The sequence below is a fragment of the uncultured Brevundimonas sp. genome (genome assembly GCF_963974615.1).
Taxonomy (GTDB): Bacteria; Pseudomonadota; Alphaproteobacteria; order Caulobacterales; family Caulobacteraceae; genus Brevundimonas.
Genome location: NZ_CAXBDH010000005.1, coordinates 1 through 13843, shown reverse-complemented (window position 1 = coordinate 13843; position 13843 = coordinate 1). Strand labels below are relative to the sequence as shown.

The window sequence follows — 13843 nt, the reverse complement described above, 5'->3', positions numbered from 1 at the left end:
CGATCCAGATGCCGGGTCGGCGTCGCGTTGCCGTGCTGATCTCCGGTGCCGGTTCGAACATGGCCGCCCTGATCGCCGCGGGCCAGGCCGCCGACGCCCCGTTTGAGGTCGTGCTGGTGATCTCCAACAATCCCGACGCCGGGGGCCTGGCGATCGCCGAAGCCGCCGGCATACCCGCCCTGACCATCGATCACCGTCCCTATGGCAAGGACCGGGCGGCCCATGAACAGGCGATCGCCGCCATGCTGGACGAATACGGCGTCGAGGTCGTCGCCATGGCGGGTTACATGCGGCTGCTGACGCCTTGGCTCGTCAGCCGCTGGGCCGGGCGGATGCTCAATATCCACCCCAGCCTGCTACCCCTCTATCCGGGACTGGACCCCCATGCTCGGGCCATCGCCGCCGGGGATAGCGAGGCCGGCTGTACTGTCCATCTCGTCACCGAGGGCGTGGATGAGGGGCCGATCCTGGGTCAGGCCCGGGTGCCGGTGCAGGGTGACGACACGCCCGAGACCCTGGCCGACCGGGTCCGGCTCGCAGAGCATGCGCTGTATCCGGCAGTTCTGTCGGAATTCTGTGCCGTGCGAACGGACCGCCCCGACTAGGACACGGCGCGGACCCGGGCTTCAGCGACGCCGACACCCACGGCCAGCAGGGCCACGACGACCGCCGCGAACCCGAGCGCCAGGACATCGAAGCGCAGGAACATCACCGCACCGACGGCCCCTCCCGCGGACAGCCCGACCCACAGCATCAGGAACGGCAACCAGTCCCACCGCGCCCCGCCATGCAGGGCCGTAGCGATCCTCTGACCCATACGTACGAGAGTGCCGGTCATATAGGTCAGACCGACGCCGACATCGCCGTTGCGCTGGAACACCGCATTCTCGACCCCCATGGCCATGACGACAGCGACCATACCGGCCTGACGCCAGCCGAGCAGGCAAAGGACCGCCCCGATCCCGAGCAGGACGGCCTCAACCGTCAGCACGACCCAGCGCCGGCCTTCGCCGGCCCGCCGGGCCACCGTCGCGCCCAGCACAACCCCGACCACGAACAGCAGGATCAGCGCCAGCGCCGTCAGCGCCTGACCCCATTGCCCCGTCGCCAGCCCAACGCCGAACCGGGTCGAGTTGCCGCTCATGAAGGAGACGAAGAAGCCACCCAGGGTCAGATAGCCGACAGCGTCGACATAGCCGGCCATGCCGGACAGGGTGGCGGCCAGCAAAACCCCGCGATGACCGTAATCCTTCACGCCCGTCCCCTCTTCATGCCCCAACCTGACACGAAAACGGCCGGATCGTTACCGATCCGGCCGTCAATCGTTCGATCTGGAGACGATCGCCTAGCCGACGATCTGATCAGCCGTGAAGAACTGGGCGATTTCGATGCCCGCATTCTCCAGCGAGTCCGAACCGTGGACCGAGTTCTCGCCGATCGACAGGGCGAACAGCTTGCGGATGGTGCCGTCAGCGGCGTCCTTCGGGTTGGTCGCGCCCATGACGTCGCGATAGGCGGCGACGGCGTTGGGGCCTTCCAGCACCTGAACCACGACCGGTTCGGCGATCATCTGACCGACCAGCTCGCCGTAGAACGGGCGTTCGGCGTGAACTTCGTAGAATTTTTTCGCCTGGGCCTCGGTCAGCTTGATGCGGCGCTGGGCCACGATCCGCAGGCCGGCACCCTCGATGACGGCGTTGATCGCGCCGGTCAGGTTGCGGCGCGTGGCGTCGGGCTTGATAATGGAGAAGGTGCGTTCGGTCATGGAAAAGGACTTCTTCTGTGGGAGTTTGAAGGTGGCGGGCTTATAGCGGCGCCCTTCCCGGTTTCCAACTGCTGTCCGAATCGTCTCTCCTGCCATGCTTCAGATCACTGACCTGACCTTCAACGCCTGGGGACGCAAGTTCCTGGAAAACGCCTCCGTGAGCCTGCCCCCGGGAGCCAAGGTCGGCCTTGTGGGCCGCAACGGCGTGGGCAAGACCACTCTGTTCAAGCTGATCCTGGGCGAATTGGCCGCGGGCGGCGACGAGATCAGCCTGCCGAAGACCGCGCGCATCGGCTCGGTCGATCAGGAACACCCGGCCACGCCGTTCAGCGTTCTGGACACGATCCTGGAAGCTGACGTCGAACGCCACACATTGATGGGCCGGCTGGAGACAGCCCCGCCGGAAGAGCTTGGCGAGATCTGGGCCCGACTTATCGATATCGACGCCGACTCGGCCCCGTCGCGGGCCTCTGAAATTCTGGCCGGTCTGGGCTTCAGCCAGGACGACCAGCAACGGCCGATGTCTGAATTCTCGGGCGGCTGGCGCATGCGTGTGGCCCTGGCGGCAGCCCTGTTCGCCGAACCGGACATGCTGCTGCTCGACGAGCCGACCAACTACCTCGATCTGGAAGGGGCCCTGTGGCTGGAGTCGCGACTGGTCAAATATCCGCACACGGCCCTGATCATCAGCCACGACCGTGAGCTGCTGAACAATTGCTGCACCCACATCCTGCATCTCGCGAACAAGACGATGGAGCTCTACACGGGCAACTACGACACGTTCGAGAAGACGCGCGGTGAGAAGGCCCGCCTGCAACTGTCAGCCAAGGCCAAACAGGATGCCGAGCGCGCCCACCTGCAGGCCTTCGTCGACCGCTTCAAGGCCAAGGCCTCCAAAGCCGCCCAGGCCCAGTCGCGCATGAAGCGCCTGTCCAAGATGGAACCGGTCGCGACCACGATCGAAGAGCGCGTCGCCCCCTTCACCCTGCCGTCGCCGCCGCGTCCGCTGGCCCCGCCGCTGATCCGGCTGGAACGCGCCAATGTCGGCTATGAGCCCGGCAAGCCGATCCTGCGCAATCTCAACCTGCGCATGGACCTCGACGACCGGATCGGCCTGCTCGGCGTCAACGGTGCCGGCAAGTCGACCTTCGCCAAGATGATCGCCGGGGCGCTGAAGGTGTCCGAAGGCGAACTGCACCGCGACCGCAAGATGCGGGTTGGCTGGTTCCACCAGCACCAGATCGAGGCCATGGACCCGACCGACACGCCGCTGGAGATCATCCGCCGCGCCATGCCGGACTCGACCGAAAGCAGCCGCCGCTCGAAACTGGCCCAGTTCGGGCTCGGCTATGAGAAGCAGGAAACCACCGTTGAAAGCCTGTCCGGCGGAGAGCGCGCGCGCCTGCTGCTGAACATGGTGGCGATGGATGCGCCACACGTCCTGATCCTCGATGAGCCGACCAACCACCTCGACATCGACAGCCGCCGCGCCCTGCTGGACGCGCTCAACCGCTACAATGGCGCGGTAATCCTGATCACCCACGACCGCTCGCTGATGGAGCTGGTTGCCGACCGGTTGTGGCTGGCTGCGGACGGGACCGTCAAACCCTATGACGGCGACATGGACGACTATGCCAAATTCGTCCTCGACCGTGCCAAACAGGCCTCCGTGCGCCCAACCCAGGTCAAAGACGAGACGGCCGCATCGACCGGCGGTGGCGGGAACAAAAACAAGAAAAACAACAAGAAGTCCGGCCCCTCGCCCTCGACCCTCCGTCACGGAGTGAAAAAGGCCGAAGAACGGATGACCCAGCTGACAGCCGAGATCGCCCGTATTGATGACGACCTGGCCAATGCCGCCTTCAGCAACCCCAAGGCCCTGGAGGGCCTGACCCGGGCCCGGGGCAAGACCCAGGCGGATCTGGACGTGGCCGAACTGGCCTGGGTCGCCGCTGAGGAAGCCTTGGCCGCAGTGACGTAAAGCCGCCCCTCGTGAGAGCGGTCGAAATCGTCGAGATCATCTCCTGCCGGGAGCACCGGCAGGTCGACTGATCAACCGCAATCGACCTTTTCAATGATCCCCGTCGCCTGATCGAAACGAACGTTCAGGCGGTCGGGATTGTAGTCCATCGTCGTTACACAGGTGGTGCAGACCACGCGGACATTGGCGTCACGCGGGAAGGTCACCGCCCCGACGTGGCGACCGATCAGAGACTGTGACGCTGCGGCGTCACAGCGTTGCGGTCCAGGACCATCACCGGGCAGCACGGGCGCACACCCGGACACCAGAATGACTGTGCTTACGCCCAGACAGACGGCCGCAGTTTTCATCAGACTACCGTTCCCGATTCTAGCCACAGCGCACCTGCTCAATCAAATCTGTTTGATGATTATAGAATATATTCAAACGGTAAGGTGAATAATCCTGCGTGATCGGACAGGTCGTGCAGGCCACGCGCCGGTTGACCACATCCACCGGAACCGGAATTTCGGTCCGGGGCTTGCCGACCAACCACTGAAACTCGCCGGCACGGCACAGGTCAGTGCGGTCCGGCATGTGTGACCCGACGGGCTGGCTGCGCTGCGCGGCCTCGACGACCCGAGCAGCCCGCGGATTGGGTGCCGGCGTGGAACAACCGGTTAGGACGACCAGTGCGATCAGGCTGCCTTTTCCCAGCGCCCCTCGGGCGACTGTTTCCAGTAGGCCAGGTCGGCCCCCTGGGCCTTCAACGTCTTCCAACGCTCGCGTGCGGTGGCCAGAGCCTGATCGTCCCGTCCGTCGAAGATGATGAAGCATCGTTCCAGTCCATCCGTGACACTGATTTCAGCGCCGTCGACTATGAACAGCGCCTGAGCGGCATTCTGGTTCTCGTCTGATTCGCCGAGCAGGATCGGCTGGCGTTCGGCATTTGGCTCCGAAGCACGGCCGTGTGCCAGGAAACTGTCATCCCGCCAGGTCCAGAGATGCTCGTCGAGGGCATCCAGCCGCGCCGGATCCGACACGCGAACCATGGCCTTCCAGCCACGTTCGCGTGTCTTTTCCAGCAGACCGGGCAGCACCTGATCCAGCGTCGAGCGTTCGAGATGGTAAAACCAGGTCTCACAGCCCATCAGTCGGTCATCCCGCTTCGTAGGTGTCCGCCACCATCCGGTCCAGCGCCCGGACGCCGAACCCGACGGCCCCGTCCGGCACCGTGGCCCGGGTCGATTTGTTGACCCACGCGGTAGCAGCAATGTCGAGGTGGGCCCACGGGGTCTCGTTGACGAAGCGTTGCAGGAACAGGGCGGCGGTGATCGAGGCCCCGGCGCGACCGTTACCCATGTTCTTCACATCGGCGATGGGGCTATCGATGTGCTTTTCGTACTGGGGCGGCAGCGGCAGTCGCCAGAAATTCTCGCCGACCTTGGTGCCGGCAGCGAGGATCGGATTGGCAACCTCGTCCGAGTTCGAGAACACCCCGGCATAGTCCATACCCAAGGACACGATGATCGCCCCCGTAAGGGTCGCCAGATCGATCATGAATTTCGGTTTGAAACGCTCCTGAGTGTACCAGAGGCAATCGGCCAGGACGAGACGCCCTTCGGCATCGGTATTGATGACCTCGACCGACTGACCCGACATTGAGATGACCACGTCGCCGGGACGCTGGGCGTCGCCGTCAGGCATGTTCTCGACCAAGCCGATGACGCCGACGGCGTTCACCTTGGCCTTGCGCCCCGCCAAAGCGTGCATCAAGCCGGACACTGCGGCCGCGCCGCCCATGTCCCACTTCATGTCTTCCATGCCTTCGGGCTGTTTGAGCGAGATGCCACCGGTGTCGAAGGTCACGCCCTTGCCGACGAAGGCGATCGGCTGGTCGCCCTTCTTGCCGCCATTCCATTTCATGATCGCCACCTGGCTGTCACGACGGCTACCCTGGCCGACGGCCAGCAGGGTTCGCATGCCCAGCTTCTTGAGCTGGGCCTCACCGAGGATTTCGACCTCGAGGCCGAGACTTTCGAGCGCCTTGACCCGTCGAGCGAATTCGACCGGGTAAAGAACATTGGCCGGCTCGGCGACCAGATCGCGGGCGAACAGCACGCCATCGGCCACGGCCGACATCGGTGCGAAGGCCGCCTGTGCCGCTTTCACATCGGTCGTGATGATGCGAATCATTTCGAGCGAGGGAATTTTTTCCGGCTTTTGTTTGGTCCGGTACTTGTCGAATCGGTAGGCCGCCAGACGAACGGCGAAGCCTGCCCGTGCGGCCTGTTCCGGTGAAAGAGCCGTAGCGTCGAAGGTCAGGGCCGCAGAACCCGACAGTTTGACGGCGTGATAGGCAGTGCCGGCAGCGGTCTCGACAGCGGCATCATCAACCTTGTCCGCCTCACCCAAACCACTCAGCACGATCGAGCCGGCGTCGACACCCACAGGCGAGGCAACGGTCAGGGTGCTGTCAGAGCGTCCGGTGAAACGACTGGCAGCCATGGCCTTCACCAGGCTTCCGGAAGCAGCCTTGTCGTGGCCGGCCCCCGTGCCGGCCAGCTTGCGGCCCTCATGGACAAGAACCACAAGAATTTCCGCGGCACCCGCCGCTGAGACAAACTCGACCTTCATAAATCTACTCCAGCCGGAGCTTCGCACCCCGGTCTTGGTTACAATTAACTGGAGGGCACGCGCCCGGTTGTCCATGACGCAGGACGGCGTGTATTAGAGTCCCTCTCTCGCTCGCCTGCAACCGGGCGATTTTTTTCGGCCATGACCCTGATCCAACGATACCTTTTCCGCCAGATCGCGCTGCCTGTCCTGGCAGCGTGCGCCGCGCTGATCGGAATCGGCATCCTGAGCCAGAGCCTCGACCAGCTCGAGGTGATTGTGGAGCGCGGACAGAGCGTCTGGGTCATGGTCAAGCTGACCCTGCTGGCCGTGCCGCAGTTGTTGGCCGTAATTCTGCCCATCGGTCTGTTTGTCGGAGCCTTGATCGCCCTGACCCGACTGCAACGCGAACAGGAACTAACCGCTGCCTTTGCCAGCGGCATGACGCGTTGGGCGGTCATTCGTCCCGCCGTAATGCTGGCCATAATCGTCGCCCTGCTGACCCTGGTGACCACCCTGTTCCTGCAGCCGGCAGCCCAGCGACAGGCCCGGGCCGAGGCCTTCGCCATCCGTACCGACCTGGCCGCCCTGCTGGTCGAGGAAGGGCGGTTCGTCCAGGGGCCGAACGGCCTCACCGTCTATGTCCAGCAGATCGAACAGAATGGCCTGCTCAAAAACCTGTTCGTCTATCTGGACAACGGCAAGACCATCACTACTTGGGACGCCGCCGAAGCGCGCTTCGGCCAGATCGACGGTCAACCTGTCCTGACCATGAAGGACGGGTCATGGCAGCGCTATTCCTCCAACGGGGTGCTGGAGTATCTGTCGTGGGATAACAATGTCTTTGAGCTGACACCCTTTACCGACACCGATCAGAAGATCCGTTACAAGCCATCCGACCTCTGGCTGAACCAGTTGCTGATGCCGTCACCGGCGGTACTTGCCCGGGTCGCACCTCGCGATGAACTCCTGGCCGAAGCTCATTCGCGCCTCTCCTCGCCGCTGTACGCCCTGACCGCCATGGCCATGGCCTTGGCAGCGATCGTCGGGGGAGCATTCAGCCGTACCGGATACGGGGTGCGAATCGCCAAGGCCTCCGCCGCCTTCCTGATCGTGCGCGTCCTCGGCTACACCATCGTCGCCGCCAGCACCTGGAACGTCTGGTTAAACGTCTTCCAGTACCTGCTGCCGCTCGCTGCCACCGCCATTGCCCTGCGGCTGGTATTCATGGCGCTGAAGCCCCGCCGGCGTCGAATCTGGCCGACCTATGCACGCATAAGGGCGCGGTTCGCATGACTGTTCAGGCCCCGAAATCCATCACTCTTCCGGTTTCACGCCTGCGACTGGGCGGAATCGAACGCTATGTACTGAGCCAGCAGGTCCGGTCCCTGGGCATCGCCCTGGCGGTGATCTCCTCACTGGTCATGCTGATCGATTTTGTCGAAATTTCCCGGGGCGTCGGCTCGGACGTCGATCTATCAGCCATTCGTATCGTCGGCATGATGCTGCTCAAATCGCCGGCGGTGATCATCCAGCTATTGCCCTTCGTTTTCCTGTTCGGGACTCTGGCCGCCTATGTCGGGCTAAACCGGCGCAGTGAACTGGTGGCCATGAGGGCTGCCGGGGTCTCGGCCTGGCGCTTCGTGCTGCCGGCGGCGGGAGCCGCCTTCGTCCTGGGCGTGCTGACCGTCACAGCGCTGGGCCCCGCCGCCGCCTCGGCCGATGGTTTGTTCCAGCGCGAACGCACACGCCTGTCCGGATCGGCGAACGGGGTCGATGCCGACGGCGTCATCTGGTTGCGAGAAGGTGAGGACCAACGTCAGATCGTCATCCGTGCCGCCCATCAGGATCGAGCCAACGCCCGACTGCTGGGGGTGACCTTCTTCATCTACACCACGGCCCCTGACGGCCATCGCGCCTTTACCGAGCGACTCGACGCCGCCTCGGCCAGTCTCAGCGCCGGACGCTGGCACCTGATCGATGCGGTCGGGGCCCAGACCGGCCAGCGCGCCGTCCGCTATGCCACGCTCGACCTGCCATCCAGCCTCGCCGACGAGGAGGCGTTCGAGCGATTCGCGCGGCCGCAGTCGACCCCGTTCTGGTCGCTGCCCGGACAGATTCGCCGAATCGAGAACGCGGGCTTCTCCTCGACGGCCTACCGGCTGCGTCTGCAACAACTTCTGGCGACACCGCTGATGTTCGCCGCCATGTCGATTCTGGCTGCCGCCTTCTCCCTCCGGTTGATGCGGTTGGGTGACCTGGCCAAGATGAGCGCGGCTGCAGTGGTGCTGGGATTCGGCTTTTTCTTCTTCAACCAGTCCGCTGCGGCCTTCGGTTCGGCCGAGGTGATCCCGCCGTTCGTCGCCGCCTGGCTACCCCCGACATTGACGGCGCTCGCCGCTCTCACCTTGCTGTTCTATACCGAAGACGGCTAAGCGGACCTTCACCCGTTTCCCAGAGTAGATATCGAATGCAGCGTGACCGCAGCGTCCTGAGCAAGGGAGCCTTGCGTCTCCGGCTTCTGGCCAGCGTGGCGACGATCGCCTGTAGCTCTCTGGCCATAGCAGATGTCGCCCTGGCCCAGGCTTCGTCCGCCCCGCCTTCCACCACCCCGGGTCCTGACGGTCTGTCGCCGGACGGTGCCTATTTCGACGCTGACATTCTCAGCCGCGAAGGTGATGTGATTACCGCCAGCAGCTATCAGGGCGGCCGCGTGCTGGCCCGGTTCCGCCAGCATACGCTGCGTGCCGGAACCGTGACCTACGACCTGGCCCAGGGCTTGGCCTCAGCCTCGGATCATGCCGAGCTGGTCGACCCCTCCGGCAATGTCGTTTACGCCAACCTGCTGGAACTGAACTCCGGTCTGCAGGCCGGGGTTGCGGTCGACTTCGCCACTCGCCTTACCAATGGTGCCAGCCTGATGGCCGCTACGGCTGTGCGACGGAGCGAGACCGTCAACGAGCTTAACTACGCCATCTTCACCCCCTGCCCCCTGTGCGACGCGGAGGGAAACCGGAAGACTCCGAGCATCTCTATCCAGGCTGAAAAGGTGATCCAGGATGAAGGTCTGCGAGCCATCCTTTATCGTAATGCGATCTTCAGGGTCGGCGGCGTTCCGGTTTTCTACCTGCCCTATTTTGCGCACCCTGATCCGACGGTTGAGCGGGCATCCGGTTTCCTCGTTCCCCTGATCAACTATGCCGATGGTCGTGGCCTCAGCTATGAACAGCCCTATCTGGTGGTGGTTTCCCCATCCGAGGACTGGCTAATCAGCCCGCAGATCAATTCCCGCGTGGCCCCGCTGCTTAATCTCCAATGGCGCAGACGGTTCTCGGACGGCACAGTCATCGCTCGTGGCGGCTATACCTATGCCAAGAATTTCGGTGATTTCGACGCCAACAATGATGGCATCAACGACACACTCACACCTCTGGCGGAAGAACACCGGAGCTATCTGCTGGCTCACGGTCGATTCGATCCCGACGGCCCATGGCGCTGGGGATTCACCGCCGAAAGGACCTCGGACAAAACCCTGTTCGATCGCTATGATATCCTCTCTCCCTATCAGGACAACGGCCTCTACTATGGTGACCAGCGCCGTCTGATCAGCCAGCTGTATGCCGAGCGCCAGACTGATCGATCATATCTGTCTGTCGCCGCCTTCACGCTTCAGAGCCTGAGAGTCAGTGTTCCGAACCAGAATGCTCCAGGCCTGAACATCTTCGAAAATGACAATCAACTGCCGATCGTCGCGCCCCTGATCGACGCCCGTTGGGAACCGTCAGGGCCGATTCTCGGCGGACGGCTGCGTCTGCACGGCTCGGCCGTGTCACTCGTCCGCGACGCCTATGTGGGCGGGCCGGTCCTAAGACCGGAAATGATTCCGCCGGGACCGTTCACCAACCTGCCCGGCGTCGACAGTCGCCGCATCAGCGGTCAGGTCGAATGGCGTCGGGTACTCACGAGCCTCGCCGGCGTCCGGTGGGAACCGTTCGTCGACCTGAGAGCGGATGCCTATTGGATCAATGATCTACCCCCGATGATGGGAGTCGACAGCGATGCAATCACTCGCAATCGCGCGACGGCAGGCGTTGATGTTAGCTATCCCCTGATCCGTCGCTTGGGGGAAAACACCGATCTGATTCTGGAGCCCCTCGCCCAGCTGTCCCTGTCGACCGACGCAGACCTCGACCCACGCATTCCGAATGAGGACAGCCAGACCCTCGAGCTGGCCGAAAGCTCATTGTTTCGAATCGACCGGTTCCCGGGGCAGGATCTGTATGAGGGCGGCTTGCGGCTCACCGCGGGGGGACGGGCCACATTGCACTGGGGCGAAAGCCGGCAGGCGAGCCTGTTCGTCGGTCGCAGCCTCCGCGCCAATGAGGAACCGGCCTTCCTCACGCCCATCCCGGACGCGCCTGCGGCCCTCTATGACCCAACCGGCCTGGCCGCAAAAACGTCAGACTGGGTCGTCCAGGGCAGTTTCTCACCTTCGGACCGCGTTCGGGGCTGGGGTCATGCAACCGTTGACAGTTCAGGTGACGTTCGCCGGGCTGAGGCATCGTTCGAAGGGCGCTGGAGCGGTCGTAACGCGGCCACGATCAGCTATATCGTCGACCGGTCCAATCCCCTGAACGGACCGAACAACCGCAACTATGAATTCATTCAACTGACCGGGCAGCAGTTCATTCGCGGAAACTGGGGAGTGACCGTGTCCGGTATCGCCGATCTGGAGGCTGGCGTGATCACCCGGTCTGAAGTCGGTTTGCTGTTTGACGACGATTGTTTCCGCTTCGAACTGGGCTTTCGCCGTGACAATACGCGGGTGCGGCCGAGCGGTCCGTCCGAAGGTCTGTATATTCGCCTAAACCTCGCCACTTTCGGAGGTTCAGGTTATGGACAGAGCGACAGGCGTTGGTAACGACGCAAACGGGGCGTGCCGACCGTTGGATATTCCCCGGATCGACGCGGCGGCGCTGCAAGGAATCAGGACTGAAGATGGGTTTTAAGCGTTATACGACGGGCGTCGCGATTGCCGCGCTCCTGGCCGGTTCGGCCTATGCCCAAACCCCTGCCGGCCAATCCCCGCTGGCCGCCGGATCCCTGAATCCTGCCAATGAGGAAACGCCGGCGCGCGTTGCGGCTCCTCCCGAGTTCCGGATGGCCGACGGCATCGTCGCGACCGTCAATGACAGCATCATCACCGGCTATGACCTGCGTCAGCGCATGCTTTTGCTCATCGCCACGACCCAGGTTCGCCCGACCGAAGAAAATATTCCGGCGATACAGCAGGAATCCCTGAACTCCCTGATCGAGGAGCGTCTGCAGGCGCAGGAAATTGCGACCTACAAGACCCTGAAAATCTCGGATGAAGAGGTCGACGCCGAAATCGCCTCCATGGCCGAGGAAGTCGGGACGACGGCCGCGAACTATCTGGATTTCCTTGCCCAGGGGGGAATCCGGCCCCAGACACTACGGGAAGCCACGCGCGTTTCATTGGGCTGGCGGGCTCTGGTCGGCGGTCGCTTCGCGAGCCGCGCCCGCGTCAGCCGCGGGCAGGTTGACCAGGCCATGCGGCAGATCGCAGAATCGGCGTCCAAGCCCCAGTATCTGATCGGCGAAGTCTATATCGAGGCCGCCCGGGTCGGTGGCCAGCAGGCCGCGCTCAATGGAGCCGCCCAGCTGGTCCAGCAACTGGTGCAGGGAGCTCCCTTCCAGGCCGTCGCCCAGCAGTTCTCGGCCTCGCCGTCGGCGGTACGCGGCGGCGACGCTGGATGGATCGTTCAGGGAACAGTTCAACCCGCCCTGCAGGCCGCGCTCGATCAGCTTGAAGTTGGTCAACTTTCGCGGCCAATTCCGGTGGATGGGGGAGTGTACATCATCTACATGCGGGACAAGCGGGACGGGGCGGCGAGCAATCTGGTGCAGCTGAAGCAGGTCATGGTTCAGGTGCCCGAGGGGGCGGCCGACAGCGTGGTGGCGGCGGCGACGGCGCGGCTGGAGGCCCTGCGGCCGCAGCTGAGCTGCGACACCATCCTGCAACGCGCCACCTCGGAAGAGGGGCTGCTGGGCTCGGATCTGGGCGAGAGCGACGTGGCCAATCTGGCCCCGCAGTTCCAGCAGATCGCCCGCTCGGGGGCCATCGGTTCGGTCAGCTCGCCGGTCCGCACGCCGCTGGGCGTGCATCTGGTCGCCGTCTGCGGCCGTCGCGTCGGCGGAGCCGAGGCCCCGTCCTTCCGGGCGGTCGAGGCGCGGCTGCACAGCCAGAATCTGGTGATGCTGGGCCGCCGCTATCTGCGCGACCTGCGCGCTGACGCCCTGATCGAGATGAAATAATGACCGGGCCCCTGTCGCCGCTGGCCCTGTCCATGGGCGAGCCGGCCGGCGTGGGGCCCGAGATCATCGCCACGGCCTGGACGGCGCTGAAGGCCGAAGGGCCGGTGTTCGCCGTCATCGGCGACGCTGCCCTGTTGCGGGCCCAGAACATACCGGTGGTCGAGATCACCGCCCTGTCCGACGCGCCGGGCGTGTTCGCCCGCGCCGTGCCGGTGCTGCACCATCCCCTGCCCGCCCCGGTGCGTCCGGGTCACCCCGAACCGGCCAATGCCGGGGCCGTCGCCGACTGGATCGAACAGGCGGTCAATCTGGCCATGTCGGGTGAAGCCTCGGGCGTGGTCACCGCCCCGATCGCCAAGGCACCGCTGTATGCCGCCGGCTTCCGCTTTCCCGGCCATACGGAATTCATCGCCGAACTGACCGCCGACCAGCCGTTCAGCGGCACGCGCGGCCCGGTGATGATGCTGACGGCACGCGACCTGCGCGCCTGTCTGGTCACCATCCATGCGCCGCTGGCCGAGGTGCCGGAACTGGTCACGGCCGAGCGGGTCTGTCGCACCGCCCGGGTCGTGCATGAGGCGATGCAGCGCGATTTCGGCATCAAACGCCCGCGACTGGCGCTGGCGGCGCTGAACCCCCACGCCGGCGAGGGCGGGGCCATCGGCCTGGAGGAGATCGAGGTGCTGGCCCCGGCGGTGAAGACCCTGCGGGCCGAGGGCCTGACCATCAGCGACCCGACGCCCGCCGACACCCTGTTCCACGACTCCGCCCGCGCCACCTATGACGCGGTGCTGTGCCTGTATCACGACCAGGCGCTGATCCCGGTCAAGACGCTGGACTTCTGGGGCGGGGTCAACACCACCCTCGGCCTGCCCATCATCCGCACCTCACCCGACCACGGCACGGGGTTCGACATCGCCGGACAGGGCGTGGCGCGCGCCGACAGCCTGATTGCCGCGATCCGGCTGGCGGGGGTGATGGCGGGGGCACGGGCGGGATAGCCCTTGATGCCATGACTTCCTTCTCCCCTTGGGGGAGAAGGTGGCTCGCGGAGCGAGACGGTTGAGGGGGATGGCAACTGCGGACCCGCTGACAGCCGGTTCCACCTCGGCAGCCCCCTCATCCGAGCGGCTCCGCCGCCCACCTTGTGTGTTGATCGTCTGATA

General features: G+C 64.5%; 13 protein-coding genes. 7 read left to right on the top strand and 6 right to left on the bottom strand.

What is annotated here, in order from left to right; all coding sequences use genetic code 11:
• Window positions 1-8 precede the first annotated feature (8 nt).
• A complete protein-coding gene (gene purN, locus AAC050_RS04235) occupies window positions 9-605 on the top strand; it encodes a phosphoribosylglycinamide formyltransferase (RefSeq protein ID WP_339913975.1) in 597 nt (198 codons plus the stop codon).
• Here the strand turns inward: purN and AAC050_RS04230 are convergent.
• Both AAC050_RS04230 and ndk read right to left on the bottom strand, forming a co-directional pair.
• Window positions 602-1255, bottom strand: coding sequence for a YoaK family protein (locus AAC050_RS04230; protein ID WP_339913813.1), 654 nt, complete (start codon window positions 1253-1255; stop codon window positions 602-604). The two genes, purN and AAC050_RS04230, sit on opposite strands and share 4 nt — an antisense overlap.
• Window positions 1256-1345: 90 nt before the next feature.
• A complete protein-coding gene (gene ndk / locus AAC050_RS04225; RefSeq protein WP_300445610.1) occupies window positions 1346-1765 on the bottom strand; it encodes a nucleoside-diphosphate kinase in 420 nt (139 codons plus the stop codon).
• Between the two features lie 94 nt (window positions 1766-1859).
• Here ndk and AAC050_RS04220 point away from each other — a divergent pair, with 94 nt between their 5' ends.
• Window positions 1860-3746 carry an ABC-F family ATP-binding cassette domain-containing protein gene (locus tag AAC050_RS04220; RefSeq protein WP_339913812.1) on the top strand — a complete coding sequence of 629 codons (1887 nt, stop codon included), beginning with the start codon at window positions 1860-1862 and terminating at the stop codon, window positions 3744-3746.
• Window positions 3747-3817: 71 nt separating this feature from the next.
• Here the strand turns inward: AAC050_RS04220 and AAC050_RS04215 are convergent, their stop codons facing one another.
• The 4 genes from AAC050_RS04215 to AAC050_RS04200 all read right to left on the bottom strand — a co-directional run bounded on the left by AAC050_RS04215 (window position 3818) and on the right by AAC050_RS04200 (window position 6362).
• Window positions 3818-4096, bottom strand: a complete 279-nt coding sequence (locus AAC050_RS04215; protein WP_339913811.1) for an I78 family peptidase inhibitor — start codon at window positions 4094-4096, stop codon at window positions 3818-3820.
• A 19-nt stretch (window positions 4097-4115) separates the two neighbouring features.
• Window positions 4116-4322 (bottom strand): hypothetical protein, encoded by a 207-nt coding sequence (locus AAC050_RS04210; protein WP_339913810.1) that lies wholly within the window; start codon window positions 4320-4322, stop codon window positions 4116-4118.
• Window positions 4323-4423: 101 nt separating this feature from the next.
• On the bottom strand, window positions 4424-4876 hold the full coding sequence (locus AAC050_RS04205; RefSeq protein WP_339913809.1) for a DNA polymerase III subunit chi: 453 nt from the start codon (window positions 4874-4876) through the stop codon (window positions 4424-4426).
• Between the two features lie 7 nt (window positions 4877-4883).
• Window positions 4884-6362 carry a leucyl aminopeptidase gene (locus AAC050_RS04200; RefSeq protein ID WP_339913808.1) on the bottom strand — a complete coding sequence of 493 codons (1479 nt, stop codon included), beginning with the start codon at window positions 6360-6362 and terminating at the stop codon, window positions 4884-4886.
• Between the two features lie 141 nt (window positions 6363-6503).
• On the opposite strand from AAC050_RS04200, the gene AAC050_RS04195 reads away from it, so the two are divergent.
• The 5 genes from AAC050_RS04195 to pdxA all read left to right on the top strand — a co-directional run bounded on the left by AAC050_RS04195 (window position 6504) and on the right by pdxA (window position 13678).
• Window positions 6504-7637, top strand: coding sequence for an LptF/LptG family permease (locus tag AAC050_RS04195; protein ID WP_339913807.1), 1134 nt, complete (start codon window positions 6504-6506; stop codon window positions 7635-7637).
• Window positions 7634-8776, top strand: a complete 1143-nt coding sequence (lptG, locus tag AAC050_RS04190) for an LPS export ABC transporter permease LptG (protein ID WP_339913806.1) — start codon at window positions 7634-7636, stop codon at window positions 8774-8776. Before AAC050_RS04195 ends, lptG begins: the two co-directional genes overlap by 4 nt.
• Window positions 8777-8811: 35 nt before the next feature.
• The gene (gene lptD, locus AAC050_RS04185) at window positions 8812-11262 is read left to right on the top strand and encodes an LPS assembly protein LptD (RefSeq protein ID WP_339913805.1); all 2451 of its coding nucleotides are present in this window, start codon (window positions 8812-8814) and stop codon (window positions 11260-11262) included.
• A 77-nt stretch (window positions 11263-11339) separates the two neighbouring features.
• Window positions 11340-12677 (top strand): peptidylprolyl isomerase, encoded by a 1338-nt coding sequence (locus AAC050_RS04180; RefSeq protein WP_339913804.1) that lies wholly within the window; start codon window positions 11340-11342, stop codon window positions 12675-12677.
• Complete coding sequence (pdxA, locus tag AAC050_RS04175) at window positions 12677-13678, top strand: 4-hydroxythreonine-4-phosphate dehydrogenase PdxA (protein ID WP_339913803.1); 1002 nt, start codon at window positions 12677-12679, stop codon at window positions 13676-13678. Before AAC050_RS04180 ends, pdxA begins: the two co-directional genes overlap by 1 nt.
• Window positions 13679-13843 lie beyond the last annotated feature (165 nt).

Bases quoted from the DNA above. Each gene is read 5' to 3' on its own strand.
- AAC050_RS04195 (WP_339913807.1), top strand. From the start codon at position 6,504: ATGACCCTGATCCAACGATACCTTTTCCGCCAGATCGCGCTGCCTGTC.
- pdxA (WP_339913803.1), top strand. From the start codon at position 12,677: ATGACCGGGCCCCTGTCGCCGCTGGCCCTGTCCATGGGCGAGCCGGCC.
- AAC050_RS04210 (WP_339913810.1), bottom strand. From the start codon at position 4,322: ATGCCGGACCGCACTGACCTGTGCCGTGCCGGCGAGTTTCAGTGGTTG.
- AAC050_RS04220 (WP_339913812.1), top strand. From the start codon at position 1,860: ATGCTTCAGATCACTGACCTGACCTTCAACGCCTGGGGACGCAAGTTC.
- purN (WP_339913975.1), top strand. From the start codon at position 9: ATGCCGGGTCGGCGTCGCGTTGCCGTGCTGATCTCCGGTGCCGGTTCG.
- lptD (WP_339913805.1), top strand. From the start codon at position 8,812: ATGCAGCGTGACCGCAGCGTCCTGAGCAAGGGAGCCTTGCGTCTCCGG.
- AAC050_RS04180 (WP_339913804.1), top strand. From the start codon at position 11,340: ATGGGTTTTAAGCGTTATACGACGGGCGTCGCGATTGCCGCGCTCCTG.
- AAC050_RS04215 (WP_339913811.1), bottom strand. From the start codon at position 4,096: ATGAAAACTGCGGCCGTCTGTCTGGGCGTAAGCACAGTCATTCTGGTG.
- ndk (WP_300445610.1), bottom strand. From the start codon at position 1,765: ATGACCGAACGCACCTTCTCCATTATCAAGCCCGACGCCACGCGCCGC.
- lptG (WP_339913806.1), top strand. From the start codon at position 7,634: ATGACTGTTCAGGCCCCGAAATCCATCACTCTTCCGGTTTCACGCCTG.
- AAC050_RS04205 (WP_339913809.1), bottom strand. From the start codon at position 4,876: ATGGGCTGTGAGACCTGGTTTTACCATCTCGAACGCTCGACGCTGGAT.
- AAC050_RS04200 (WP_339913808.1), bottom strand. From the start codon at position 6,362: ATGAAGGTCGAGTTTGTCTCAGCGGCGGGTGCCGCGGAAATTCTTGTG.